This window comes from Polaromonas sp. 39-63-25 (genome assembly GCF_002278925.1).
In the GTDB taxonomy this organism is placed as follows: Bacteria; Pseudomonadota; Gammaproteobacteria; order Burkholderiales; family Burkholderiaceae_C; genus Polaromonas.
This window is the reverse complement of record NZ_NCJH01000027.1, coordinates 16501-41835: the sequence shown is the minus strand read 5'-3', so window position 1 is coordinate 41835 and position 25335 is coordinate 16501. Positions and strand designations below refer to the sequence as shown.

At 65.5% G+C, this 25335-nt stretch carries 26 protein-coding genes; 9 read left to right on the top strand and 17 right to left on the bottom strand.

Translation table 11 applies throughout. From position 1 onward, the window contains the following. Window positions 1-106 precede the first annotated feature (106 nt). Window positions 107-2446: a xanthine dehydrogenase family protein molybdopterin-binding subunit gene (locus B7X65_RS21580; RefSeq protein ID WP_293596306.1), complete on the bottom strand. Its 2340-nt coding sequence runs from the start codon at window positions 2444-2446 to the stop codon at window positions 107-109. 139 nt (window positions 2447-2585) lie between these two features. Here B7X65_RS21580 and B7X65_RS21575 point away from each other — a divergent pair, with 139 nt between their 5' ends. Both B7X65_RS21575 and B7X65_RS21570 read left to right on the top strand, forming a co-directional pair. Next, entirely contained in the window at window positions 2586-2843 is a 258-nt protein-coding gene (locus tag B7X65_RS21575; protein ID WP_293596305.1) for a hypothetical protein, read from the top strand. Window positions 2844-3058: 215 nt separating this feature from the next. Continuing rightward, window positions 3059-3487, top strand: a complete 429-nt coding sequence (locus B7X65_RS21570) for a response regulator (RefSeq protein ID WP_293596304.1) — start codon at window positions 3059-3061, stop codon at window positions 3485-3487. A 27-nt stretch (window positions 3488-3514) separates the two neighbouring features. On the opposite strand, the gene B7X65_RS21565 is transcribed toward B7X65_RS21570, so the two are convergent. Together B7X65_RS21565 and B7X65_RS21560 are read right to left on the bottom strand one after the other, a co-directional pair. After that, entirely contained in the window at window positions 3515-3946 is a 432-nt protein-coding gene (locus B7X65_RS21565) for an Hsp20/alpha crystallin family protein (RefSeq protein WP_293596303.1), read from the bottom strand. Window positions 3947-3983: 37 nt separating this feature from the next. Next, window positions 3984-4424: an Hsp20/alpha crystallin family protein gene (locus B7X65_RS21560; RefSeq protein WP_293596302.1), complete on the bottom strand. Its 441-nt coding sequence runs from the start codon at window positions 4422-4424 to the stop codon at window positions 3984-3986. Between the two features lie 299 nt (window positions 4425-4723). Here B7X65_RS21560 and B7X65_RS21555 point away from each other — a divergent pair, with 299 nt between their 5' ends. Next, window positions 4724-5260: a CinA family protein gene (locus tag B7X65_RS21555; protein WP_293596301.1), complete on the top strand. Its 537-nt coding sequence runs from the start codon at window positions 4724-4726 to the stop codon at window positions 5258-5260. A 32-nt stretch (window positions 5261-5292) separates the two neighbouring features. Here the strand turns inward: B7X65_RS21555 and ylqF are convergent, their stop codons facing one another. Next, window positions 5293-6246: a ribosome biogenesis GTPase YlqF gene (ylqF, locus tag B7X65_RS21550; protein ID WP_293596300.1), complete on the bottom strand. Its 954-nt coding sequence runs from the start codon at window positions 6244-6246 to the stop codon at window positions 5293-5295. A gap of 220 nt (window positions 6247-6466) precedes the next feature. On the opposite strand from ylqF, the gene B7X65_RS21545 reads away from it, so the two are divergent. Then, the gene (locus tag B7X65_RS21545) at window positions 6467-7156 is read left to right on the top strand and encodes a type 1 glutamine amidotransferase domain-containing protein (protein WP_293596299.1); all 690 of its coding nucleotides are present in this window, start codon (window positions 6467-6469) and stop codon (window positions 7154-7156) included. 35 nt (window positions 7157-7191) lie between these two features. Here B7X65_RS21545 and gshA read toward each other — a convergent pair whose 3' ends face one another. Both gshA and B7X65_RS21535 read right to left on the bottom strand, forming a co-directional pair. Further along, window positions 7192-8781: a glutamate--cysteine ligase gene (gshA, locus tag B7X65_RS21540; RefSeq protein ID WP_293596298.1), complete on the bottom strand. Its 1590-nt coding sequence runs from the start codon at window positions 8779-8781 to the stop codon at window positions 7192-7194. Window positions 8782-9063: 282 nt separating this feature from the next. Then, the gene (locus tag B7X65_RS21535) at window positions 9064-9726 is read right to left on the bottom strand and encodes an alpha/beta hydrolase (protein WP_293596297.1); all 663 of its coding nucleotides are present in this window, start codon (window positions 9724-9726) and stop codon (window positions 9064-9066) included. A gap of 188 nt (window positions 9727-9914) precedes the next feature. On the opposite strand from B7X65_RS21535, the gene B7X65_RS21530 reads away from it, so the two are divergent. Continuing rightward, entirely contained in the window at window positions 9915-10151 is a 237-nt protein-coding gene (locus tag B7X65_RS21530; protein WP_293596296.1) for a hypothetical protein, read from the top strand. A 21-nt stretch (window positions 10152-10172) separates the two neighbouring features. Here the strand turns inward: B7X65_RS21530 and B7X65_RS21525 are convergent, their stop codons facing one another. Beyond that, window positions 10173-10580: a TspO/MBR family protein gene (locus B7X65_RS21525; protein ID WP_293596295.1), complete on the bottom strand. Its 408-nt coding sequence runs from the start codon at window positions 10578-10580 to the stop codon at window positions 10173-10175. A gap of 147 nt (window positions 10581-10727) precedes the next feature. On the opposite strand from B7X65_RS21525, the gene B7X65_RS21520 reads away from it, so the two are divergent. From B7X65_RS21520 to B7X65_RS21510, 3 genes are all read left to right on the top strand, one after another. Continuing rightward, the gene (locus tag B7X65_RS21520) at window positions 10728-10898 is read left to right on the top strand and encodes an oxidoreductase-like domain-containing protein (protein WP_293596294.1); all 171 of its coding nucleotides are present in this window, start codon (window positions 10728-10730) and stop codon (window positions 10896-10898) included. A 92-nt stretch (window positions 10899-10990) separates the two neighbouring features. Next, the gene (locus B7X65_RS21515) at window positions 10991-11764 is read left to right on the top strand and encodes a hypothetical protein (RefSeq protein WP_293596293.1); all 774 of its coding nucleotides are present in this window, start codon (window positions 10991-10993) and stop codon (window positions 11762-11764) included. A gap of 210 nt (window positions 11765-11974) precedes the next feature. After that, window positions 11975-12313: a hypothetical protein gene (locus tag B7X65_RS21510; RefSeq protein WP_293596292.1), complete on the top strand. Its 339-nt coding sequence runs from the start codon at window positions 11975-11977 to the stop codon at window positions 12311-12313. A gap of 34 nt (window positions 12314-12347) precedes the next feature. Here B7X65_RS21510 and B7X65_RS21505 read toward each other — a convergent pair whose 3' ends face one another. The 4 genes from B7X65_RS21505 to B7X65_RS21490 form a co-directional block, all read right to left on the bottom strand. Continuing rightward, window positions 12348-13010 carry a hypothetical protein gene (locus tag B7X65_RS21505; protein ID WP_293596291.1) on the bottom strand — a complete coding sequence of 221 codons (663 nt, stop codon included), beginning with the start codon at window positions 13008-13010 and terminating at the stop codon, window positions 12348-12350. Between the two features lie 235 nt (window positions 13011-13245). Further along, window positions 13246-13977 (bottom strand): hypothetical protein, encoded by a 732-nt coding sequence (locus B7X65_RS21500; protein WP_293596290.1) that lies wholly within the window; start codon window positions 13975-13977, stop codon window positions 13246-13248. A 98-nt stretch (window positions 13978-14075) separates the two neighbouring features. Next, entirely contained in the window at window positions 14076-14354 is a 279-nt protein-coding gene (locus tag B7X65_RS21495) for a hypothetical protein (protein WP_293596289.1), read from the bottom strand. Window positions 14355-14801: 447 nt separating this feature from the next. Next, the gene (locus tag B7X65_RS21490; protein WP_293596288.1) at window positions 14802-15716 is read right to left on the bottom strand and encodes an SDR family NAD(P)-dependent oxidoreductase; all 915 of its coding nucleotides are present in this window, start codon (window positions 15714-15716) and stop codon (window positions 14802-14804) included. A 107-nt stretch (window positions 15717-15823) separates the two neighbouring features. On the opposite strand from B7X65_RS21490, the gene B7X65_RS21485 reads away from it, so the two are divergent. Continuing rightward, the gene (locus B7X65_RS21485) at window positions 15824-16702 is read left to right on the top strand and encodes an NUDIX hydrolase (protein WP_293596287.1); all 879 of its coding nucleotides are present in this window, start codon (window positions 15824-15826) and stop codon (window positions 16700-16702) included. Here B7X65_RS21485 and B7X65_RS21480 read toward each other — a convergent pair. From B7X65_RS21480 to B7X65_RS21455, 6 genes are all read right to left on the bottom strand, one after another. Continuing rightward, window positions 16607-17623: a tRNA-dihydrouridine synthase gene (locus B7X65_RS21480; RefSeq protein WP_293596286.1), complete on the bottom strand. Its 1017-nt coding sequence runs from the start codon at window positions 17621-17623 to the stop codon at window positions 16607-16609. The genes B7X65_RS21485 and B7X65_RS21480 overlap by 96 nt on opposite strands. 97 nt (window positions 17624-17720) lie before the next feature. Continuing rightward, on the bottom strand, window positions 17721-17984 hold the full coding sequence (locus B7X65_RS21475; protein WP_293596285.1) for a heavy-metal-associated domain-containing protein: 264 nt from the start codon (window positions 17982-17984) through the stop codon (window positions 17721-17723). A gap of 81 nt (window positions 17985-18065) precedes the next feature. Beyond that, complete coding sequence (locus B7X65_RS21470) at window positions 18066-19463, bottom strand: efflux transporter outer membrane subunit (protein ID WP_293596284.1); 1398 nt, start codon at window positions 19461-19463, stop codon at window positions 18066-18068. 50 nt (window positions 19464-19513) lie between these two features. Continuing rightward, window positions 19514-22756: an efflux RND transporter permease subunit gene (locus tag B7X65_RS21465; protein ID WP_293596283.1), complete on the bottom strand. Its 3243-nt coding sequence runs from the start codon at window positions 22754-22756 to the stop codon at window positions 19514-19516. 44 nt (window positions 22757-22800) lie between these two features. Continuing rightward, entirely contained in the window at window positions 22801-24030 is a 1230-nt protein-coding gene (locus tag B7X65_RS21460) for an efflux RND transporter periplasmic adaptor subunit (RefSeq protein ID WP_293596282.1), read from the bottom strand. A gap of 328 nt (window positions 24031-24358) precedes the next feature. Then, window positions 24359-25237 (bottom strand): alpha/beta hydrolase, encoded by an 879-nt coding sequence (locus B7X65_RS21455; RefSeq protein WP_293596406.1) that lies wholly within the window; start codon window positions 25235-25237, stop codon window positions 24359-24361. Between the last annotated feature and the right edge of the window lie 98 nt (window positions 25238-25335).

The window sequence follows — 25335 nt, the reverse complement described above, 5'->3', positions numbered from 1 at the left end:
GAAACCATGTGGCAGGTGGCGCCTGAAACTGCTCTGTTATTGATAGCTTCTCACGCCCGTCGCACAAGGTCTATAGCTTATTTTCAATCAGGAGAATCGCACACACTCACGATGGAGCCTGCATCAGCTCCCAGAGCCGCGCCGGTGAGATCGGCATCTGCAGCGCCCTGGCCTGGGCGGCCATGCCGCGGCGGGCCAGTGCGTCGGCCACGGCGTTGACCACCGTGGGGCCGGCACCAATGGTGCCGAGCTCACCGACGCCTTTGACGCCCAGCGGGTTGTTCAGGCAGGGGGTGGACTGGTCCATCTCGGTCCTGAAGTCGGGCGCGGTGTCGGCACGCGGCGCGGCGTAGTCCATCAGGCTGCCGGTCACGGGCTGGCCGGTCTCGCGGTCGTAGACCATGCGCTCGCACAGCGCCTGGCCGATGCCCTGCACGGCGCCGCCGTCGAGCTGGCCACGCACAATCATCGGGTTGACGACGCGGCCCACGTCGTTGACCGAGGCGTAGGCCACCACCGCCACATGGCCGGTCTGCGGATCGACCTCGACCTCGCTGATGTGGCAGCCATTGGGCCAGGTCGGCCCGGCCACCGTGGTGGTGGAATCCACAAAAATGCGTTGGTCGCTCTGACGCCCTGCGAGGTCGAAGAGACCGATACGCAGGTCGGTGCCGGCGACCGTGAAGTCGCCACCGGCGTAAACCACATCCTCCGCGGCGGCCTCGAACTCCTTGGCCGCAAGCTGCTTGCCCAGTGCAATCGCCTTGTCGGCACCGGCGCGTACCGCCGAACCGCCGGTGAACAGCGAGCGTGAACCGGCGCTGCCAAAACCGTTGCCGCGGTCTGTGTCGCCCATCACCACCCGCACCTGGTCCGCGGGCACGCCAAAGGCATCGACCACCAGCTGGGTCAGCGTGGTGGCAATACCCTGCCCCATGGCGTTGACGGCGGTGAAGACTTCGATCATGCCGTCGGCCTGCACCGCGACCGTCACGGTTTCTTCCAGCGCATTGCCGCCGGTCCACTCGAGAAACGTGGCAATGCCCAGGCCGCGCATTTTTCCATTCGCGGCCGACGCGGCCGCCCGCGCATCAAACCCTTTCCAGTCGGCCAGCACCAGCGCCTGGTCCATCACCGACTCGAACTTGCCGGTGTCATACACCTGGCCCATGGGGTTTTTGTAGGGCATCTGCGCGGGCTGGATGAAGTTGCGCCGGCGCAGTTCAATGCGGTCGATGCCGGTCTGGCGCGCGGCCTCGTCCATCAGCCGCTCCATCGTGAAAATCGCTTCGGGCCGACCCGCGCCGCGGTAGGCGCTGGTGGGTGCGGTGTTGGTCAGCACGGCGCTGAAATGAAAGTCTATGGTCTGGATGTCGTAGACGCTGGTCTGCACCCAGGGGCCGATCAGCAGCTGGATGGCCACACCCGCGCCGGTGGCATACGCACCCACATTGGCCAGCGAGGCCAGGCGCAAGGCGAGTATTTTCCCGTGCTCGTCGAGCGCCAGTTCGGCGCGGCTCTGCACGTCGCGGCCGTGGTACGCGGACGTGAATTCCTCGCTGCGCTCGGCCACCCATTTGACCGGTCGCTGCAGGGCCCGGGCGCAATACGCGGCGGCAATGTCTTCGGGGTAAACGCCGGTCTTCATGCCGAAGCCGCCGCCCACATCGCCGACCACCACCCGCACCTGCTCCTGCGCCATGCCCAGCGCGTCACACACCGAGTTGCGCACACCGGTGGGCATCTGCGTGCTCATGCGTATCGTCAGGCGCTGCGAGGTCTGGTCAAACGCGACCAGCACCGAGCGCGGCTCCAGGCTCAACGCATGTAGGCGCTGGTTGACGATGTCCAGCGCCACCACATGGCGGGCTTTGGCAAAGGCCGCGGCGGTGGCTTCCACGCTGCCATAACGCGTTTCGCAGGCGATGTTGTCGGGCGCTTGCGGCACCAGTGCGGGGGCGCCGGGCGCGGTGGCGTCGTTCATGTCCACCACCATGGGAAGCTCGTCGTAGTCCACCATCACGGCTTCGGCCGCGTCACGGGCCTGCTGCAGGGTCTGCGCAACCACGGCGGCAACCGCCTCGCCGACGAAACGCACCCGTTCATGGGCCAGCACGCGGCGCACGGGCGAGACCCCGGGTGAGCCGTCGGCCCTGGGAAAACCGCTGGAGCCGGGAATCGGCTTGACTCCGGCGGCTGCCAGGTCGGCGCCGGTCACGATCTTCAGCACCCCCGGCATGGCCAGCGCGGCGGCGCTGTCCACCGCCACGATGCGTGCGTGCGGGTACGGTGAACGCACAAAAAACAGGGCCGCCTGCTCGGGCTGGGTCACGTCGTCGGTGAACTGGCCGGCACCGGCCAGCAAGGCATCGTCTTCGAGGCGGCGAACGGCCTGCCCGCTGCCAAAGCGGGTCGGTTGAATGGCTGCTGCGGGCGTGGTGGACACAAAAAGCTCCTGAAAATGGTCCCGGACCGAAAGAAAATAGGTAGCAGCCACTATAAGTCCATTGCACCGATCCGTCCGGCGCGATGCCGGCAAGCCCCCCGGGGCGCCCTGCCCTTCGCATTTGGCCGACAATCAGGCCATGCCCCTACCTCCCCCCCCCATCCGCAGGCACAGCAACAAGGCCAACAACGAACTTTTGGTCAAGGGACTCCTGTGCGCCCTGATCGGCCTGGCCGTGCTGGTATCGCCTTACTTCATCACTTCGCCGGGCATGCAGGGCATCGTGGCCAACTCTTCCCTGGTAGGCTGGTTTGCACTGGTGCTGGGCCTTGGTTTTATCGGCGTGTATGTGCGCCGGCGGCTGGCCGGCAGGACCGGCCCGTCGGGTCCGCTGTAGCTTCGGCACAGTTCCGCCACTCCGAGGTGCTACTTTTTTTGTAGCTTGAGGCGTCCGCAGCGCAAGGGCTGGTACCTGTAGGGGCATGCAAAGCCGGCGCCCCTGGCGATCGGCACAGGCCCTCCGGCACTTGAAGCGCACTGTCCTACACCGCTGCAGTGCAATCCCTTGCGCCAGTCCCGCGGTCATCGCGGGAGACTGGCTACGTGACTCCCATGAACCTTGCCGCCGGAACCCTCCAGGGAACCGGTCACCCTTCCCCCGCCCGACGCCCCGCGGCGTTGAAAGCCTATATCGTTGAGGACAACGCGGTCATCCGGGACAACCTGGTGGAAACCTTGACCGAGCTGGCCGGCGTGCAGACGGTGGGTTACGCGGAAACCGAACTAGGTGCCTGCACCTGGCTGGCCCAGCACCCGCGCGACTGGCAACTGCTGGTCGTCGATCTTTTCCTGCAACAGGGCAGCGGGCTGGGTGTGCTCAGGGGCTGCGGGCAGCGCTCGCGGCAGCAACGCGTGGTGGTGTTGTCCAACTACGCCACGGATGACATCCGCCGGCGCTGCCTGGCGGGCGGTGCAGATGCGGTGTTCGACAAGTCCACCGAACTCGACCAGTTCCTGGCCTACTGCACGCGCCCGCACTGAAGAGCCTCAGGAGGAGACTCAGGAGATTCAGGCCAGGGCCACCTCGATGCGGCGCGGCCTGGCCTCTTCGGCCTTGGGAATGGTCAACCTGAGCACCCCGTTGTCGAGTTTCGCCTCGATCTTTGCCGGGTCCAGTTCCCGGCTCAAGGTGAAGGTGCGACGGTACAGCGGGTTCAGTACCTCGCCGTAGATCAGCGTCATGTCGGCCCCCACCGGCGCCGCCGCAGCCCCTTCAATCACCAGGCTGTCGCCGTCCACCCGCACGGCCAGCCGGTCCCTGGCCACGCCGGGCAGGTCGGCCAGCACGGTGAAGCCGGCATCATCTTCAAAAACATCCACAGGCGGCAGCACCGCCGTCGTGCGCTGCGATGCAGCACCTTGCGCGCTGTCTGCGTCCGGGGTCGCTGGCGCCACATCGCGGGCGGGGTTGCTCTGGCGCAAAGCTGTGTTCTGGTTCATCACATGCTCCTTGAAGGAAATAAAAAGGTTCAGGGGTTCAGTGGATCTGGATCTGGCGCGGCTTGGACGACTCGCGGCGCGCCACCGTGACGCGCAACAGGCCATCGCGGTAGCTGGCGTTGATGGCTGCGGGATCGGCGTCTTCGGGCAGCGAGATCACGCGCCGGAAAGCGCCTTCGAAGCGCTCTTTGGCGTAAACCGCCACCTTGTCATTGGCCGGCTGTTCTGCCTTGCGTTCGCCGGCCACGACCAGCAGACCCTTGTCGACGGTGAGCTGCAGCGCGGCGGGGTCGATGCCCGGCGCCAGCGCCAGCACTTCGATGGCTTCGGGCGTACTGCCCACATTGATCACCGGGAAGGTGTCGCGCGGCATGGCGCGTATGCTGCGCGCGCCCTCGCGCCGGAAAACCTGCTCGAAGTTCTGCTGCAGGCGGTTGAGCTCGGCGAAGATGTCGCCGTACAGGTTCAATCCGTTCATGATGACAATCTCCTTTCGTGAAAATCATGAAGGGGCGGCAGGTCAGGTGGGCTGCCAGCCGGCCGGGGCACAGCCCCGGCGTTATTGAAACCGCGGTCGTCCACGCATGGACGACCCCTGACGGCAGGGACATAGTGGCTGGCGCGCCGCGTTTCAAGAGCCCGGCTGCGGGATTTTTCAATTCCGCCAGCCGCGTCGGGATTCGCTTTTTTCCTACAGGCGGCATGTTTTTCCAGCGACACACGGCCCGTCACATGTCTGCCATCGTGGGATATCTTCTGCAACTTACGCGAGGTTTCATGTCCAGCACGCCGCTGAAAGAAGTCGCCCGGTTCATGACGGCGCAATCACTGCTTCTGACCACCGCCGAGTCATGCACCGCCGGCCTGATTGCGTCCCACCTTGCCGACGTGCCGGGTGCGGGTGAACTGCTGGAAAGTGCCTGCGTCACCTATTCGCCCGGAGCCAAGCAGCGCCGCCTGGGGGTCAGCCCGGACACCATTGCGCGCTTCAACCTGACCAGCGAGCAGGTGGCCGCCGAGATGGCGCAGGGCGCACTGCGCAGCAGCCAGGCCAACCTGGCGGTGGCCAATACGGGCGTGACCGACAACATCGACCCGGCGATTCCCGCCGGCACGCAATGTTTTGCCTGGCTCTTTTCAGGAAAGGACGGCCAGCCACCGAGGCTGTTCACCGAGACCCGGCGATTCAACGGCGCGCGTAATGACATCCGTGACCAGGCGGCGCGGCACGCGCTGTCGAGAATTCCGTTTTACTACGCAGCCTTCAAGGGCGGCGATACCCTTTCCGAAGTCGCCACGCCGGGGCCTTCCTGAAAGGCCGGCGCCCGATCCGCTGCGCGCCGTCGTCAGTCCTCGCGCGGAGGACGCGGGATTTTCTTGAAACGCACCAGGCGGTCGGTCTCTATACGGTCCTTCTTGACCTGCCGCTCGGCATCAAGCAGCTGGCCAGCGGCCAGCCACTGGGCGAACTCCTCGGGCGTTTCCAGCGTGACGCGGCCCAGCGTGGCGGCGCGGAACTCGTAGATCACGATCTCCGCGGCTTTCTGCAGGTTCACGCGTCCCTTGGACAACACCGCACCGCGCTTGCGGCCGATCTCCTCGAGCAGTTGCTCGTCGGTGATGCCAGGCGTCAGCTTGAGCTTGTAACGCGCCTCCAGCAGGGCCGGGTAGGCCTGGATCAGGTAGTCCAGCAGTTCCAGCGCCACCTCTTCCTCGTTGAAGGCATTGCGGCCGATGGCGCCGCTGGCGGCCAGGTTGTAGCCACTCTTGGCGACGATGATGCGCGGCCAGAGCATGCCCGGCGTGTCCCACAGGTAAAAGCCGTCGGCCAGCACGATGCGCTGCTCGAGCTTGGTGATGCCGGCCTCGTCGCCGGTCTTGGTGGCGCGTTTGCCGGTCAGGGTGTTGATCAGCGTGGACTTGCCGACGTTGGGAATGCCGCAGATCAGCACCCGCATGGGCTTGACCATGCTGCCGCGCGTTGGCGCCAGCGCGTGGCAGGCGTCGATCAGGCGGCGCGCCGGCGTGGTCTCGCTGGCGTCGAGCGCAATCGCGCTGGTACCGGGCAGGCTGTTGTAGTGCGCGAGCCAGAGCGGCGTGCGCGCCGGGTCGGCCAGGTCCTGCTTGTTGAGCACCTTGAGCGCGGGCTTGGCGCCGGTCAATTCGGCCAGCATGGGGTTGGCGCTGGAGCCGGGCAGGCGCGCGTCCAGCAGCTCGATGACCACATCAATTTCCTTGATGCGCTCACTGATCGCCTTCTTGGTCAGGTGCATGTGACCGGGGAACCACTGGATAGCCATTGTCTGAGTGTTCTTTCTTTTCGTTGGCAGGACGCTGCAGCTCGATGCAGCCGGCCAGCAGGGATTGTCACCCACCCGGGCGACCCGGCCTGACAGGCAGACCTTCCCCTCGCCTACGCGGCGACCGGCCCTGGCGCGGGAAGATGGTGAACTGGTCGCGCCATGGCGGCTTGACCCCATTTTCACCGCGCAGCCCCGTCCGCGCTTTCAAGGAGTACCCATGAAGATACTGATGGTTTTGACATCGCACGATCAGCTCGGCGACACCGGCAAAAAAACCGGCTTCTGGCTGGAAGAATTTGCAGCCCCCTACTACGTCTTCAAGGATGCCGGCGCGGACATCACGCTGGCCTCCCCCCAGGGCGGGCAACCGCCGCTGGACCCGAAAAGCGACGCTGCCGACGCGCAGACCGGCGCCACACGCCGCTTCAAGGAAGATCCCCAGGCCCGGCAGGCGCTGGCGCACACGGTCAAGCTGGCCGGCCTGAAGGAGGCGGACTTTGACGCCGTGTTCTACCCCGGCGGCCACGGCCCGCTGTGGGACCTGGCCGAAGACAGGGACTCGATCGTGCTGATCGAGCGCATGTTCGCCGCCGGCAAACCGGTGGCCGCGGTCTGCCACGCACCCGGTGTGTTGCGCCACGTGAAGGCCGCCGGCGGCGCACCGCTGGTCCAGGGCAAAAAGGTTGCGGGTTTCACCAACACCGAGGAAGCGGCGGCGCAGCTCACCGATGTCGTGCCCTTCCTGGTGGAAGACATGCTGCGCAACAACGGCGGCGACTACAGCAAGGGCGCCGACTGGCAGTCCCATGTGGTGAACGACGCCAACCTGATCACCGGGCAGAACCCGGCCTCGTCCGAAGCGGCGGCCCATGAAGTGCTGCGTCAACTGGCCCTGCTGCCGGCCTGAGCCCCGAGGGGCCTGCGCGCAAGAAAAGCCGCCGCTTACACGGCGGCAGCGGCCTCGCGGCGGGGCAAGCCCAGCCGGTCGGCAGAGACATACTGCTGGCGGTAGATCTCGAAAGGCATGGTGTCGGCCGCTTCTATCTTTTTCTGCTCGGCGACGGACTGGCGCGACAGCGCCTCGAACGCGGCCTGCTGCTCTGCGGAAAATGGCAGGCCGAGCAGCGCCTCTTTGGTCAGGGTCGAGCGGGAACGCGCAAACGCCACAAAAGAGTTCTCGTGGTCCTTCGCCATGGCCGCCAGCACGCGGGCCGACGGCAGGGTGGCGGGGTCCAGCAGTGCCGCCTCGGCGGCCAGCAGGGTGTCGCTGTACTGCGTGCCCCCGTTCGCCGCGTCCAGCGCGGCGGCAATCGGCACGCACTGCGCCACCACCTCGGCACCCCAGCCGGTCAAAGGTACCTCGCGCCCGGCGCGCTTGAGCAGCAGGCCGCTCTGGCGCCCGCGCGCCGCCGTGTGGTGCTGGTTGTGCTTGAGTTCGGCGATTTCCTGCGGCGTGTCCGGCGGGCTGTCGCTGAGCAGGCAGTGCAGCAAAAACACATCGAGAAAACGCATGGTCTGGGCGTTGATGCCGACCGGCTCGAACGGGTCCAGGTCCATCAGGCGCACTTCGATGTATTCGACGCCGCGCTCGCGCAGGGCATGCAAGGGGCGTTCGCCCGGGAAAATCACGCGCTTGGGGCGAATGGTGCCGTAGAACTCGTTTTCGATCTGCAGCAGCGTGGTGCCCAGCTGGTTGTAGTCGCCGCCGGGGTTCTGGATGCCCACCGCCTCATAGGCCGGGTAAGGCCGTGTCAGTGCGTCCTGCAGCGACGCGCCATAACCTTCCAGGCTGTTGTAGCTGACGGCCAGCGAGGCCTGCGCATCGCTCTGGTAGCCCAGGCGCCCCATGCGCAGCGAGGTGCCGTGCGGCATGTACATGGTGCTGTCCGAGAGCTGCTGCAGCTCGTGCTGGCGCCCGGCGACAAAAGAGGAACACACGGCCGGCGAGGCGCCGAACAGGTAAAGCAGCAAAAACGCATGGCGGCGGAAGTTGCGGATCAGCGCAAAGTACTGCTCGCTGGTCACCTCGGGCAGCGACCAGTTGTAGTGGATGCCCGAGATGGTCTGCATGCGCCGGCCATAACGGTGCGACAGGCCCATGCGGTAGACGCTTTTGGCGCGCCCGACATTGGAAGAGCCGAAACGCGCGATCGGAATCGTCTCGTCGGTCGGCAGGCCGCAGGGCATGCTGGAAACCCAGAGCATTTCGTCGCCAACCGCCTGCATCGCGCGGTAGGTGAACTGGTGAATCTGCGTGAGTTCGCGCAGCGCGGCGTCCGCGCCGTCGCCCAGGCCCTTGTGCGCGGCGGTGACCAGTTCGACCTGGGACTCGCTGAAGTCGGTGGTGATGCACGGGTGCGTCAGGGCCGAACCCAGCGCGACCGGGTGCGGCGTCAGCGCCAGCGCGCCGCCGGGCTGGGCGCGCAGGCTTTCCTTCTCGATGCCGCGACGCATGCCTTTCAGCCTGGCAGGGCCGAGCGCCTGGAGGCGGTCTCCCAGAAGCGCGGCAGATCGCGCATGCAAGCTGGTCATATAGTTTTCCCTCTGAATCTTTCGTGGCGTGCAAGGTATCACAGGCCGGGGTTGTTTGCAGGCGGCGCGGCCTGGCGCTTGGCCGTGCCGCGCAGCCCGGCGAGGCCTGCCGTTTTCGGTCCGTACGAGTTACTATTGTTTTGATAGCTGGTCGCGCCCGTCCTGATTGGGCCAGAGCACGATTTCGTTTAAAAATACAGCCGTCCGCAGCCGGCGGACCTGAAACCCGGCGCGGCCCCCTTACGGGAAAGCCCTTACGGCTGCCGGATTTCGCTCGAGACGTTAGGACAACACCCGCAGCAGCCACTGGTTCATGTCGGCGATCTCTTCCATGCAGACCGAGTGTTCCATGTCGTAGTCGTGCCATTCCACCGGATAACCCAATGCCGTCAGCGCTTCGCGTGCCCCGGTGGCCGCGGCCAGCGGCACCACGCCGTCGCGCTTGCCGTGCGCCAGGAAAATCGGCAGACCTTCGTTGGCCGGGCTGCGCTCTGCCGCCACGGTATGCGCCAGCGGCAGATAACCCGACAGGCCCATGATGCCGGCCAGGCGTTCGGGATAACGCAGGCCCGTCATCAGCGCCATCGCGCAGCCCTGGGAAAAACCGGCCACCACGATGCGGCTGGCCGGAATGCCGCGCGAGACCTCGCGTTCCAGCAGCGTGTTGATGGTGGCCTGGGTCTGGCGCATGCCGGTTTCGTCCTGGCCCGCCGTCAGGTTGGCACCCAGGATGTCGTACCAGGCGGGCATCTGGTAGCCGCCGTTGATGGTGACGGGAATCACCGGCGCGTGGGGAAACAGAAACCGCACCGGGCCCACGCTGGACAAATCAAGCTGCTCGGCCACGGGAACAAAATCGCGGCCGTCGGCACCCAGGCCATGCATGATCAGGATGGTGGCGACGGGCTGCTCGCCCGTCTGGGCTTCGGTAACTTCAAGAGACATGGGTCAACCCGGTAGTCGGTGGGAAAGCCGGCCGCCGCAGGTCGGTGCATGCAGGCAGCGGGCGCAAGCTGCTGATTTTATGGCAATGCCCCGGCCGGCCTTGCGGTCAAACGCTTGCCGCCACGGGGCGATCATTGTTAGCATTTACTGTCAGCATTTTCTGACGCACATTGGACATGGGAGATTGCATGAAACTCATCCTTGCTGCCGCGGCCCTGACCGCCTCGTCACTGGCCCTGGCCCACAACTGCCCCAATGAAATGAAGGCGATAGACGCCAAGCTCGCCAGCAACCCCAAACTGGCCGCCGCCGACATGGGCAAGGTCAAGGCCCTGCGTGCCGAAGGAGAGACCTTCCACAAGGCCGGCAAACACGACGAATCGATGAAGGCCCTGGGCAACGCCAAAAAATTGCTGGGCCTGTGAGCCTGCACTGGCGCATCTTCTTCAGGCGCCCCGGTTCAACCAGGTGATGCTGAGCTGCAGCACTGTCGCAAACAGCACCCACACCAGGTAGGGGATGTTGACCCCCACCACCCAGCGCGCGCGCTGCCGGATGGCCACCATGGCCCAGACCAGCGTGGCCAGCACCAGCAGGATGTCGAGGCTGGCCAGCGCATTGTTTTTCAGGCCGAACTGGATGGGCGTGTACGCCAGGTTGAACAGCAGGTTCAGGATGAAAGGCAGCAGCACGCGAAACGGCAGGCGGCGCTTGAGATATTGCAGCAGCACAAACCCGAAGCTGATGGCGATGATGACGTAGAGAACCGTCCACACCGGGCCAAACACCCCTGCCGGTGGCGCAAAAAAAGGCTTGCTCAACTGGGCGTACCAGGCGGCGCTGCTGCTGTCCATGAAAATCCTTCGAAAAGCCCGTGATGAGGTCGCGTTGAAGTCGCGTTGACATCGCGATGACTGTTTTTAGCACCCGACGGGCTATCACATAAGCACCCGACGCTGATCCTCAGGTAGGACGTGGCCGCGCACGACTTTGCCCCACCCATGACAACATCTTCCGCCCCTGCCAGCCCCGACGCGGGCATGGCCTCGCGGACGCCGCCGTCCGAACCCACGACCTGCTGCGGCCCCGGCTGCAACGGCTGCGTGTGGGAAAGTTACTACGCTGCGGCCGCCTGGTGGGAGGAAGAAGCGCTGCACAGGCTGGATGCTTGACTTGCCTTCCCACTTGGACGACCATCAATTGACAAGCCGGCACCGAACGGCCAGAGCGCTCTGGCCAGGGCCGGCCGCGAAGGGTTCACCACATGAGACAAGTGTTCGAGCGATTGCTGGGGCTGAAGAACAAGACGGCCGACGGTCAGGATTCCGGGCTGAAACCGGCGGCCCGCACGCCGGCGACAACCACCCGGGACAGCCAGCACACCATCGAGGACAACTCCGACAACGGCACGCGCCGCCAGCTCGTGCAGATGCTGCTGCGCGACTGCCTGCGCAGGCATGGCATTGCGGCGGACTGGGTGGAATGCCAGATGCTGGTGGTCAACAGCCGCAGCCGCGGCCCCGGCGTGTACGTGCGGCTGGTGCTGCGTCATTGGGACGCACGCCTGATGACCTATGCCTTCGCTTTCCAGAACGAGCTGCTCGCCGCGATCACCCAGTTCGAGCCACAGTCCGGGACCTGGCTGCATGGGATTTCCTGGGAATTCAAGGTCGGGGACAGCTGCCCCTTCCCCGACATGCCCGACCCGGCCATCTGGGGGCCGCCGGCACGTGCCGCCGCGCCCGCTGCGCTTGCCGCTGCAGCACCCGCAGCCGTCATGGCAGCAGCACCGGCCGTGCCGGCGGATGAGGCCGAAGACGATGTGATGCGCGACCTGAAGGACCTGCAAAACATGTTTGCGGCACGCGACGCCAGCATCGAGCAGGAGGCGGCAGCGGGCGCCCCTGCCGACTTCCAGCCCACGCAGCCTTCCGGGAATTTCTTGCCAATAGCCAGCTATTGGCTGCGAAATCCGCCTTGCATCCCATCCCGATCCGGCTGCCGCGCCTCCGCAAGGACTTATTCAGCGCTTCCTTAGGCCAGGCGCCCGCCTGATGGCCGACCGCGGCGATTGAGCATCAAATCGGCCTCCGGTCCATATCCCACCTGCGGGACAAGCTATTTATTTGATAGCAAACAACGTGCAACACGGCAGCAGCCAGCGCATCGGCTGACACAAGAACCGGCCACCCGCCTGCGCTGCCGCCACGGCTGCGGGCGGACAATGACCTCTTTGAAAGGCCTGCGCATGAACACCGCCCTGAAATACGCCCTCGCCGCCCTGCTGCCTGCCCTGTCCGGCGGCCAGGCGCTGGCCTGCTACACCGTCTACAACCGCGCCAACCAGGTGATCTACCATGCCGCGCAGGCCCCGGTTGACATGCGTTACCAATTGCACCAGACCCTGCCCGCGATTTTTCCCGGTGGCCACATGGTGTTTTCCATCACCGACACCTCGTGCCCGCCGGTCAACCTGACGCGCAGCAATATCAGGGATTCGGTGGGCGGCAGCGTGGCTTACGCGGCAGGGCCCGGAGAGGCCATGATGTCACCCAGGAACCGGCCGTACAAAGAGGCCCGGAACTAACGTCCCTCAAGCAAGGTGACCGGGTGAACGGTGCTTACTGCGAGTGCGCATCAAAAAACGCGTGCACCGGCGAGTCGTCCGGCAGCACATACACCACGCCCCGATTTCGGCCCAGCGTCGGGCCCACCACGGCTTCATAAAAAGCCACCGGCACCACCACACAGCCCAGCGAAATGCGGTTGTCCGCCGGACTGCCGGAGGCCAGTCGCTGCGCACGCTGCTCCTGGCTGCTGCCGGGACGCAAGCGGTGAATCGCCAGACCTTCCCGGTAGTTGACCCACACCACCTCCTCGCCCTGCAGGTTACGCCCGGGCTGCGACACAAAACGCCCGGCGGGGGTGGTACGTTCCGCCGGCAGGATGCGCGACAGCTCGCGCTCGCCGATGCCGGGCACCGCGTGGTCGCCGCTGGCCAGACCCAGCAACACGGCCGAGGCGCCGCGCAGGCGACCGCCCGGCCCGAACACAAACATCCTCGCGTTTTTCTTGTCGACAATGACAAAGGGCAGCCCCTGGTGGTCGGACGCGGCCAGCACCCGGCTTGCGGCGTAGCGGGCTTCGGCAGACGCTGCCTCCCCCGCAAAGTCTGCCGCCAGCACGGGCTGAGCTCGGGTGCCCGCTTTCGCCAAGGGGGCGGCAAACAGGGCCAGGACTCCCAGCGCCAGCGCGGCGCGCCGCATGCGGCTCTTGATGCTCATCCAGTTCCCCGGTGTGTTTGTGACGACACATCACCGGGCTTCTTCCCGAAGATGTAGGAAACATCCTACACGGCAAGGCCGCAAACTGGCAAGCCCGAATCAGGTCCGGATCTGAAAAGATTATTTTGATAGCAGTAGGCCCTTTGTTAAAAAGGGCTGGGGTGGGATTTAATCTGCAGTGGGCAGATCAGCGGCCGGGCGGGATGTAGGCGCCGTCTGACAGCACGACCCCGGTTCAGGACGGCTGGCGCGTGGCAACCAGGTCGCCAAACACGGACTGCAGCGGCCGCGTTTCAGGCAGGACATAAACCACGCCGCGTCGCGTGCCGAGCGCGGGCTTGACCACCGTGTCATAAAACCCGGCCGGCAGATTGATGCAGCCAAAGGAAATGCGGTTGTCGTCCGGTGTTGCGGATGCGAGCCGCTCCAGCCGGCGCTCTTTCGGGTCTTTCGCCCGCACGCGATGCATGGACACTGCCGCCGCGTAGTCCACCCAGACAATGTCTTCGCCAAAGGAGTTCACGCCGGGCAGGGAAACGAACCGGCCTGCAGGCGTGGTGCGTTCGTGCGGCAGGATGGCCGACATTTCACGCTCACCAATGCCGGACACCGAATCGTCGCCGACGGCAGAACCCATCAGGGCCGGGGTGGCGCCGCTGAGTTGTCCGTTCGGTTGAAAAACAAACACCCTGACATGCTGCTTGTCGACGATGACAAATGGCATGCCACGGTGATCGCGCGATGCCATCACCCAGTCGGCCATCTGGCGCGCTTGCAGCGAAGGCTCGTGGGACAGAAAATCTGCCACCCGGGGGAGGCCGTCCACGGCGGACACGACGGCACTTTGCCGGCTCTGTGTCGACGTGACATGTCCCGGCAGCACCAGAGCCAGCACGGCACAACCCATGCCCAGCCCCTTGAGGATGGCGTCGAAGGGTGAAGCGTCTGCCGGGGTCATGTCAGACATATCGGGATGTCAGGTTGCACGCGCAAACGGAAGCAGGGACGCGCCATGACAACATGGGACGTCCCTGCGAAAGCCTTGCGCATGAGGGAGACGCAGGCTTAGTTGCGATCAGCGCGGGGCTCGGGCATGACGGTGCCGCTTTGCATCGTGGCGCTGTTGTCCACCGAAGTACCGGTCGTGCTGCTGGTAGCGGGCTGAGCCTGCATGGTCGTGCCGGCGGCGGGGTTGACGTCAGGTGCCTTCATCTCTGCGGCACGCTGGCTGTTCAGGTCACCGGGGGCACCGGGTGTTGTGCCGGATTGGGCATAGGCAAAACCAGCGCCGGCAACGAGTGCGGCAGCAGTGACGGCAGCGGTCAAGGTTTGATTGAATTTCATGAGTAGCTCCTGAATGAAAAACCCCGGTAAGGGGCGATGGGGTGTATGCCGACCGGAGGGCCGACTGGTTCCAATTTAGGACGGCCCTCATGCCGCTGGAGTGGGCCTCACCCGCGTGCGCCTGTAGGACTGGTCCGGTCCGCAGCCCGGCGCTGCATATTCAATAGCGTATCGAATGGACCTGTCATCGCGGGCGGGCCTCTCTGCCTCACGGCGCCCCGGCGCCCATCGCCATTTCTATTCAGGGCTTCCGGTGCCACGCCGGACACGGCCTACAGCGTTCATCAGCGCCGGCCTGCAACACGGACCGGCCGTGCACAACGACACTGGCACCGTGCCCGCCGGGTTCGCGCTACAAAGACAGGTATCGGACTTCCGCCCTTTGGCGAAACGTCGGAACATTGCCCAGCGAACCCGGCGGCATCTTTGGCATCCGGCTTTTGCGTCTTACGCCGGCAGTCTGCCGGCCATGGCCTTGCCGACCTCGTTGCTGCCTTGCGCATCGCCGCTTTGCGGCACCATCTCGCCGGCGCGTTCCGTCACCTCGGCCAGCCGCGCGGCCAGCGCCTCCGGCACCTGCTCTCCCGTGCCCAGGTACACGCCCTGGGTCAGCGTGATGTGGGCCGCCTCGAAAGTGCCGGCGCCCGCGCAGAGAATGGTGCGTGTCGGCGCATCCTGCGCCGCCAGCACCAGCATGGCCGGCACCACGGCTTCGGGCTGCAGCGCCTGCAGCACCTCTTCGGGCATCAGCCCTTCCGTCATGCGCGTGGCAGCCGTCGGCGCCAGGCAGTTGACGCGGATGTCGTTTTTCGCGCCTTCGATGGCCAAGGTCTGCATCAGCCCGACCAGAGCCATCTTGGCCGCACCGTAGTTGGACTGGCCGAAGTTGCCGTACAGGCCCGATGAGGATGTGGTCATCACGATGCGGCCGTATTTCTGCGCCGCCATGATGTCCCACACGGCCTTGCTGCAATGCACGGCGCCCATCAGGTGCACGTTCATCACAAGCGCGAAGTCGGCCAGGTCCATCTTGGCAAAACTCTTGTCGCGCAGGATGCCGGCGTTGTTGACGAGGATGTCCACGCGGCCCCAGGTATCCATGGCCTGCTGGACCATGGCCTGCACCGCCGCAAAGTCGGTCACCGAGGCGCCGTTGGCGATCGCTTCGCCGCCGGCCGCGCGGATCTCGGCCACCACCGCGTCGGCGGCGCTGACCGAGCCGCCCGAGCCGTCGCGCGCGCCGCCCAGGTCGTTGACCAGCACCTTCGCGCCGCGCCTGGCCAGGGCCAGCGCATGTTGCCGGCCCAGTCCGCCGCCTGCGCCCGTGACGATGGCCACCCGGCCCTTGAAATCAATACCCATTTGCTTGTCCTTGTCGTGTTGGTGATGCCTGGTCTGCCGCAAGTCTGATAGCCTCGGAAACCAGGTCGTACTGTACTGGACCGTCCCGCCTCCCCCTGAAAGCCGCCATGGAACTCAACCTCGAAACCGTCACCACCCCGCCGCGTCCGGCCGCCACCGTGGTGTTGCTGCGTGATGCGCCCGCGGGCCTGGAGGTGTTCCTTATGAAACGCCATGGCCTGTCCGACGTGCTGGGCGGCGCCTATGTGTTTCCCGGCGGCAAGATCGATGCCGCCGACGCCGAGCTGGACATGGCCGCCCACCTGGACCAGCCGCTGGACCTGCTGCATGCCGGGCTGAACGAGCCTGGCATCGACCTGCGCACGGCCGGCGCCGTGTATGTGGCGGCGCTGCGCGAGGCTTTTGAGGAGTCGGGTGTGCTGTTCGCGCAGGGCCAGGCCCTGCCCGGCCTGGCGGACCGGGCCGCCGCGCTGCTGCGCGAAGGCCACGGCTTCAATGCCGTGCTGGCCCACATGGCCTTGCGCCTGCAGACACTCAACGTCGTGCCCTGGTCACGCTGGATCACGCCCGTCACGCCCTCGGTGACCAACAAGCGTTTCGACACGCGTTTTTTCGTGGCGGCCGTGCCCGGCGGCCAGGTGGCCAGCCACGACAATTTCGAGACCACCGAGAGCATCTGGCTGAGCCCGCGCCATGCGCTGCAGCAGTACTGGGATCGCCAGATCGAGCTGGCGCCGCCGCAGATCATGAGCCTGGCGCATCTGTCGCGCCACGCGGGTGTTGACAGTGTTCTGGCCGAGGCCCGCGGGCGCCGGCCACCGGTGATCCAGCCCGAGCCCTTCGACCACGAAGGCAACCGGGTGATCTGTTACCCCGGCGATGCGCGCCACTCAGTGCGCGAGCAGGCCCTGCCCGGCCCCACGCGCCTGAGCTACCGCAACAGGCGGTTCGAACCCGACGCCGGCTTCGAGGCCCTGTTCGGCTAGCCAGCGGGTGATGGCAGCCGGTTGGTTGATGGTGCGCAGCGCCTGGAACGCCACCTCCGCCTCGGGATAACGGCGGCGCAAAAAGTTGAGCCACTGCTTGAGGCGGCCGGCGCGCGAGTGCGCATCGAGCCGGCTGCATACCAGCTCCCAGAACTGGGCGATCAGCGGCAGCAGCATGTCCCAGGTCAGGCCCGCGTGCCCCCCGCCGCCGCGGATGGCCAGCGCCAGACCCGGGTCGGCCACCGCACCGCGGCCCAGCATCAGCATCTCGCAGCCCGAGGCCTGCCGGCACAGGCGTGCATCATCCACTGTCCAGATCTCGCCGTTCGCCACCACCGGAATGTCGACCGCCGCGCGGATGTCGGCAATACGTTCCCAGTAGGCCGGCGGCCGGTAGGCCTGCGCCTTGGTGCGCGCATGCACCACCAGCTCGTCGGCGCCGCTGCCGGCAATCGCCTGCGCGCAGTCAATCGCCTTGCTGTCGTCGTTGAAACCCAGGCGCATCTTGGCAGACACCGGCAGGTGCGCCGGCACGGCGCGCCGCACGGCAGCAACGATGGCTGCAATCGTCTCGGGCTCCTCGAGCAGCGCGGCACCGCCGCCATGGCGGTTGACCACCTTGGCCGGACAGCCGAAGTTGAGGTCGATGCCGGCCGGCCCCAGCGTGGCGAGCCGGGCGGCGTTTTCGGCCAGGCACACCGGATCGGAACCCAGCAGCTGGGCACGCACCGGCACACCCGCCAGCGTGCGCCCGCCGGTGTGCAGCTCGGGCACGATGCGCGTGAAAACGCGTTCGGGCAGCAGTTGGTCGGTGATGCGGATGAACTCGGAAACGCAGCGGTCAATGCCGCCGGCCCGCGTCAGGATGTCGCGCAGCACAAAGTCGAGCAGCCCTTCCATGGGCGCGAGCAAAATCGTCACGACTCAGGACCGGACAGGCGGGGACAGACAGGCAGAACACAGAAGGGCATCCCGGTGTTTTAACAGATGCCCGGCGAATGTGAACGGGTCGCAGCTTCTAACCCCACCAAAGGCTGACATGAGCCGACATGGGGACCGTGACCGGATGGTCCGGTGCCACCTGAATGTCCACCGGCGTGTAGCCCGCTTGCCGGATGGCATGCCGCAGTGTGGACACTTCGGTCTTTGCGGGTTCGATGCAGACCCGGTGCGAGACCAGATCAATCTCGACCTTCGCCATTTTGTCAGCCGCCTTGACGGCCCGGGTGATGGCGTTGACGCCATGCACACTGGTCATGTTTTCTACCTGAAACGCAATCATAAATTTCTCCGGTTATTGAAGGCGGTGACCTTCGGACAGTGCACCGCAAACGCCAGACGTGCCAGACGTCTATCTGCCTCGTCAGGCCCAGCCGCCACCCAGCGCGCGAATTAACCCTACCGTGGCCAGGTATTGCGCGGCGCGCACCTGCAGCGCCTGCCGGCGGTTGCGCAATTCGCTGCGCTGGGCATCCAGCAGCTCCAGCTGGCTGACCAGCCCATTGCGGTAACGCGAATCCGACAGCACGGTGGCGCGGCTGCTGGATGCCACCGAGCGCGACTGCGCTTCGGACTGCTCGGCCAGCAGGCGCAGGGCCGAGAGCTGGTCCTCCACATCCCTGAAGGCGACCAGGATCTGCTCGCGGTAGTTGGCCAGGGCGATATCGAGTTCGGCGTTCGCGTTCTGCACGCCCGCTTCACGTCGGCCACCGTCGAAAATCGGCAGCGACAGCAGCGCGCCCACACCCCAGGCGCGGGTGGACATCCTGAACAGGTCGCCGATCTCGGGCGCGGCATAACCGCCGTTGGCCGTCAGTGAAAAGACGGGGAACCAGGCGGCCTTGGCCACACCAACACGCGCCTGCGCCGCCTGCATGCTGCTCTGGGCGGCCGACACGTCGGGCCGGCGCACCAGCACCGTGCTGGGTACACCGGCCGGAATCACCGGCAAAGCCGTGGCCCATTCGGCCGGCGCGACCTGGAAACTGGAGGCCACCTCGCCGACCAGCACGGCCAGTGCATGTTCGAGTTCGGCGCGGCGCCGGTCCAGCGTCAGCGCCTCCGACTCGGTCGATGCCACTTCGGTGCGCACACGTGCCACGTCCAGCTCGGCCACGTCGCCTTCCCTGAAACGCACCTCGGTCAAACGCAGGGTGTCGCGGTAGGCCTGCAAGGTGTCCCGCACCAGCGCGCGTTCGGTGTCAAGGGCGCGCAGGTTGAGATAGGTCTGTGCCACGTCGGCCTGCACCAGCAGTTGCGTGCTGCGCAGCAGGGCCTCGCGCGACTGTGCGTCCAGCGAGGCCGCATCCGAGGCCCCCGCCAGCTTGCCGAACAAGTCGACTTCGTAGGACAGGTCGGCGCCCACGCTCACCAGGGTTTTGAGCCGGTTGTTCGCGTTGGCGTCGGTCTGGCGCACCGCGCCCGCGCCCAGTCCCAGTTGTACGGAATGGTTGGCGTCGGTAGCGCCCGCAATTGCGCGGGCCTGTGCGAGGCGAGCGGCGGCCACCTGCACGCTGCTGTTGCTGCGTGTGGCCTGGTCCACCAGCCGGTCCAGCATGGGGTCGGAAAAAACCTTCCACCACTGCGCCTGGAAAGGTGCAGTTGGCGAGGCGGCCACGGCCTCGCTTTCGCGAAACAGGGTGGGCGTCACCGGCAGGCTGGATGGATCGATGGGCGCGGGGCTGGTGGCGCAGCCGGCCAGCACCAGCGCTGCAAGCAGCGGTGCCAGTGCGGAACGGGCGGAAAAACGAAGGCGGCTCATGGTGATAACTCCTGGATGGGGCGCATAAAGGCTTGTTTGAGGCTTGTTTGTTATTCGTGGTGTTTGAGGGCAGCGGCCGGCTGCGCATGCAGCGCCCCGCCACCGCTGGCCGAACTGCCGGCAAAGGCTTCCACGTGGGGCACCTCGCCATGCAGCTTGAGTGGGCGGTTGCCCGTGAGGCGGCGCAGCGCGACGTAGAACACCGGCGTGAGGAACAGCCCGAAAGCCGTGACGCCGATCATTCCCGAGAACACCGCCACACCCATGGCATGGCGCATCTCGGCGCCGGCGCCGGTGGACAGCACCAGCGGCAGCACGCCCATGATGAAGGCCAGCGAGGTCATCAGGATGGGGCGCAGGCGCAGGCGGCTGGCCTCAATCGCTGCCTGCACCGGCGTACGCCCGGCAAACTCCAGCTCGCGCGCAAACTCCACAATCAGGATGGCGTTCTTCGCCGACAGCCCCACCAGCACGATCAAGCCGATCTGCGTGAAGATGTTGTTGTCGCCTCCGGTCAGCTTCACGCCCAGCATGGCAGCCAGAAGGCCCATGGGAACGATCAGCGCGATGGCGATGGGAAGCGTCAGGCTTTCGTACTGCGCGGCCAGCACCAGAAAGACCAGCAGCAGCGCCAGCGGGAACACCCACATGGCGGAGTTGCCCGCAATGATTTCCTGGTAGGTCAGGTCCGTCCACTCGTAGCTGATGCCGGGCGGCAGGGTTTCCGCTGCGATACGGGCGATCGCATCCTGCGCCTGGCCCGACGAATATCCGGGCGCGGCGCCGCCGTTGATGTCGGCCGAGAGGAAGCCGTTGTAGCGCATGGCGCGTTCGGGGCCAAAGCTGGGCGTGACTTTCATCAATGCCGACAGCGGCACCATCTCACCGGTGGTCGAGCGCACCTTGAGCAGGCCGATGTCTTCGGCGCGGGCGCGGTAAGGCGCGTCGGCCTGGACCCGCACGCTGTAGGTGCGACCGAACTTGTTGAAGTCGTTGGCGTACAGGCTGCCCAGGTAGATCTGCATGGTGTCGAACACGTCCGTCACCGGCACACCGAGCTGGCGCGCCTTGGTGCGGTCGATGTCGGCGTAGAGCTGCGGCACATTGACCTGGAAGCTCGAGAACATGCCGGCCAGCTCGGGCGTCTGGTAGGCCTTGGCCATGAAGGCCTTGGTGACCCTGTCCAGCTCGGCATAACCGAGCGAAGCGCGGTCTTCCAGTTGCAGCTTGAAGCCGCCGGTGGTGCCCAGGCCCTGCACGGGCGGAGGCGGGAACATCGCAATAAAGGCTTCCTGGATGCCGCCGAATTGGGCGTTCAACTGACCGGCGATGGCGCCGGCGCTGAGGTCGGCGGTGGTGCGCTGGTCAAACGGCTTGAGCGAGACAAACACGATGCCGGAGTTGGAGCTGTTGGTGAAACCGTTGATCGACAGGCCCGGAAAGGCAATCGCGTGCTCCACGCCGGGTTGTTTCATCGCGATATCACCGATGCGGCGGATCACGTCTTCGGTGCGGTCCAGCGTGGCGCCGTCAGGCAGCTGGGCAAAACCGATCAGGTACTGCTTGTCCTGGCCGGGTACAAAGCCGCTGGGTACGGCCTTGAAGAGGCCCGCCGTGGCCAGCACCAGCACCAGGTACACGCCCAGCATCACGGCCTTGCGCGAGATTGCGCCCTTGACGCCCCGGCTGTAGTTTTCAGAACCCCGGCTGAACAGGCGATTAAAACCCGCGAAGAAGCGGCCGAACACCTTGTCCATGCCGCGTGTCAGCGCGTCTTTGGGTGCGTCATGGCTCTTGAGCAGCAAAGCGGCCAGCGCCGGCGACAGGGTCAGCGAGTTGATGGCCGAGATCACGGTGGAGATCGCGATGGTCAGGGCGAACTGCTTGTAGAAGGTGCCCGACAGACCGGTGATGAAAGCCAGCGGCACGAACACGGCGATCAGCACCAGTGCAATGGCGATGATGGGCCCGGACACCTCGCGCATGGCGCGGTAGGTGGCGTCGCGCGGACTCAGGCCCGCCTCGATGTTTCTCTCCACGTTCTCCACCACGACGATGGCGTCGTCCACCACAATGCCGATGGCCAGCACCAGCCCGAACAGGCTGAGCGCGTTGATCGAGAACCCGAACAGGTGCATCACCGCGAAAGTGCCGATGACGGAAATGGGCACAGCCAGCAACGGAATGATGGAGGCGCGCCAGGTCTGCAAAAAGATGATCACGACCAGCACCACCAGCGCCACGGCTTCAAGCAGCGTGTGCACCACAGCCTCGATGGAGGAGCGCACAAACTGCGTGGTGTCGTAGACAATTTCATAGTCCACGCCCTCGGGCATGCTCTTTTTCAGGTCTTTCATCACGGCCTGAACGTCGTCCGAGATCTGGATGGCGTTGGAGCCCGGCGCGGCAAACACCGGCACGGCCACAGCCTGTTTGTTGTCCAGCAGCGAGCGCAGGGCGTAGTCGGATGCGCCCAGTTCCAGGCGGGAGATATCCCGCAGTCGCGTCACGGCGCCGCCCCTGTCGGTCTTGACGATGATGTCGCCGAACTCTTCTTCGCTTTGCAGGCGGCCCTGCGCATTGATGGACAGTTGCATGTCCACGCCGGGCAGGCCGGGGGATGCGCCCACCACACCGGCGGCTGCCTGGATGTTCTGCTCGCGGATGGCGCGCACCACGTCGCCGGCGGACAAACCGCGCTCAGCCACCTTTTGCGGATCCAGCCAGACGCGCATCGAATAGTCGCCCGAGCCGAACAGCTGCACCTGGCCCACGCCGTTGATGCGCGCCAGGCGGTCCTTGACATTGAGCACCGCGTAGTTGCGCAGGTAGGTCATGTCGTAGCGGTCGTTGGGCGAGAGCAAGTGCACCACCATCGTGAGGTCGGGTGAGCTCTTGATGGTCGTGATGCCCAGGCGGCGCACTTCTTCCGGCAGGCGCGGCTCGGCTTGCGAGACACGGTTTTGCACCAGCTGCTGGGCCTTGTCGGGGTCGGTGCCCAGCTTGAAGGTGACGTTGAGCGTCATAACGCCGTCTGTCGTGGCCTGGCTGCTCATGTAAAGCATGCCGTCCACGCCATTGATGGACTCCTCCAATGGCGTAGCCACGGTCTCGGCGATCACCTTGGGGTTGGCGCCGGGGTAGTTGGCGCGCACCACCACAGTGGGCGGCACCACATCGGGGTATTCGGCGATGGGCAGCGAACGCAGCGCGATCAGTCCGGCAATGAACATCAGCAGCGACAACACGCCGGCAAAAATCGGCCGGTCGATAAAAAATTTGGAGAGATTCATGGCAATTCTTCTTGGTCAGGTAAAGGCAGGGGCAAGCGCTGCCCTCAGGACTTCGCCGCTACCTTGACGGGCTTGTCGGCATGAAGGAGCTCCGCCTTGGCAGACATTTCGACCGGCTGCGGGGCGACCAGTGCACCAGGCCGGACACGTTGCAGGCCGTTGACGACGATGCGTTCGTTGGGCGCCAGGCCGTTCTTGACGACACGCAGGCCGTTGACCGAAGCGCCCAACGTGACTTCGCGGTACGCCGCCTTGTTGTCGGCGCCCACCACCAGCACGAACTTCTTGTTCTGGTCGGTGCCGACCGCACGTTCGTTGATCAGCAGCGCCGTGGCTTGCGTCGCCTGGCCCATGCGGATGCGCGCGAACTGGCCGGGCATCAGTTGCCCATCCTTGTTGTCGAACACAGCGCGGGCGCGTACCGTGCCGCTTTTGGCATCGACCTGGTTGTCGACCAGTTGCAACTTGCCTTCAAACGGCGTGTCCGTGCTGGCGGCCGTTCCCATCTGCACCGGGATGCGCTCGAGCCTGCGTTCGCCGCCGGCGCTTACATCCTTCAGCGCTTTGGCCACCACCTGTTCGTCGGCATCAAAACTCGCGTAGATCGGGCTGACCGACACCAGCGTGGTCAGCACAGGCGAACTTGGGCCTGCAGCCACCAGGTTGCCGACGGTGACCTCCAGTTTGCCGACCCGGCCGGACACCGGTGCTCTCACCTGGGTGTAGCCCAGGCTCAACTGGGCCGTTTGCAGCGCGGCCTGCGTGGCGCGCAGGTTGGCATCGGCTTCACCTTTGCCGTTGGTACGCTCGTCAAACTCGCGCCTGGAAATGGCCTGCTCGCTCCACAACCGCTGTGAACGGTCATGCTCGCCTTTGGCCTGGGCCAGTCGCGCCTGCGCGGCCGCAACCTGTGCGCCGGCACGCTCCACTTCAGCCGCATAGGGTGCCGGATCAATGGTCAGCAGCAACTCGCCCTTCCGGACCAGCGCGCCTTCACGAAAATGCACTGCCTGGAGGGTGCCCGCCACTCGCGAGCGGATGTCCACGCGCTCCACCGCTTCCAGACGGCCCGAGAACTCGTCCCAGGCGGCCACTTCGGTTTGCACGACGGTGGCTACGGAGACCGGCATGGCGGGGGGCGCAGTGGCCACATCCGCGCGGGCACCGGAGCCGGACACACCAAAAACGGCGGCAGACATGCCCGCCATGACCAGAATGCCCAGTGTGACCGCCAGGAGACGGTGCTTGTTGTTGTGTAGTTGAATCAATGACATGGTGAACACCTTATGGGGGAAGAAGAAAATTTGGAACTCGGCGTCCGGGCAACGCAAACATATCGATGCCCCGACCGCGAACAGGAAAACGGGCAACTGGCGGCTAACCGGCCCTGGCCATCGGGACCGCGCAGCGCCCGCGGTTCATGGCGTCAACAGGAAATCCGGTCATAAACGTCCTTGACAATGAAAGAAGGAGTGAACTTTCAACCTTCCAACGATGGCAAGGTCAAGCCATAGGGGCCAAACCCCCATACCTCTTGGGGAAATAGTTTTGGCGTGACGGTTTTCTCCAAAGGAAAAACAGAAAAAAGGCGGATCAAGGGAATCAAGGACCTGACAGCAGGCTGCTTTGCACGTTTTGGGCGGCGCTCATGCTGGCAAAAAAATCACCGAACTGCTTGCGCACCACCGCCGGCCAGCCGGCCTGGTCATGGCCCGCCTCCAGATAGCTGCAGGGCCATCCGGTCGGTCCGGGCAGCACGGCCTCGTGGGCAAACAGCCCCGCAGCGCGCAGCCGTTCTGCATAGGCTTGTGTCTCATCACGCAGGGGATCGTCCTCGGCCGTGATCAGCAGCGTGGGCGGCAAACCCGACAGGCGAAAGACCGAACCCGGCGTTGCATACGGATGGCTGGCGTCTTCCAGTCGAGGCAGGTAGCTGTGCCAGCCGTCGGCCCAGATGCACCCCACCGGACCGGCATGGACATCGCGCAGCGACGCCGTTCCCAGACAGGGGTCCAGCATGGGTGACAGAAGAATCTGGCCGGCAAGCGCAGGGCCATGCCGGTCCCGTGCAAGCAGAGCCACGGCCGCTGCAATATTGCCGCCGGCTTCCTCGCCGGCCACAAACATCGGGGCGTCGTGTCCGGCCAGCTTGTGTCTGGCCTTCCAGGCCCACACCAGGGCGCCATAACCGGCCTCGACAGCCTGCGGAAAAGGATGGGCCGGCGCCAGCGGATAGTCCAGCGACATCACCACCGCACCGCTGGCCGCGAGCAAGCCGGCGATGCTTGAGCCACCTTCGAGCGATCCGCCAACAAAGGCCCCGCCATGAAAGTGAAGCACCAGCGGCGAGCCATGCGCGCCTTGCCGGCGCCCGTAAAAACGGGCCGCCAGCGGCTCGCGCTGCCCGATGTCGATCTGCTTTTCCACGCAGGGCGGCGGGGCTTTCGGGCTGGCCTGACTGGAATGCTGCTGGCTTGTCATCATCTCGAACCGCAAGCGGCTCCTTTGTTGCAATGCAGCAGAAGATAGGCGCGATCAGCAGATCAATAAATAGGCAAAGCGTGTTTACTTTGTTCCAG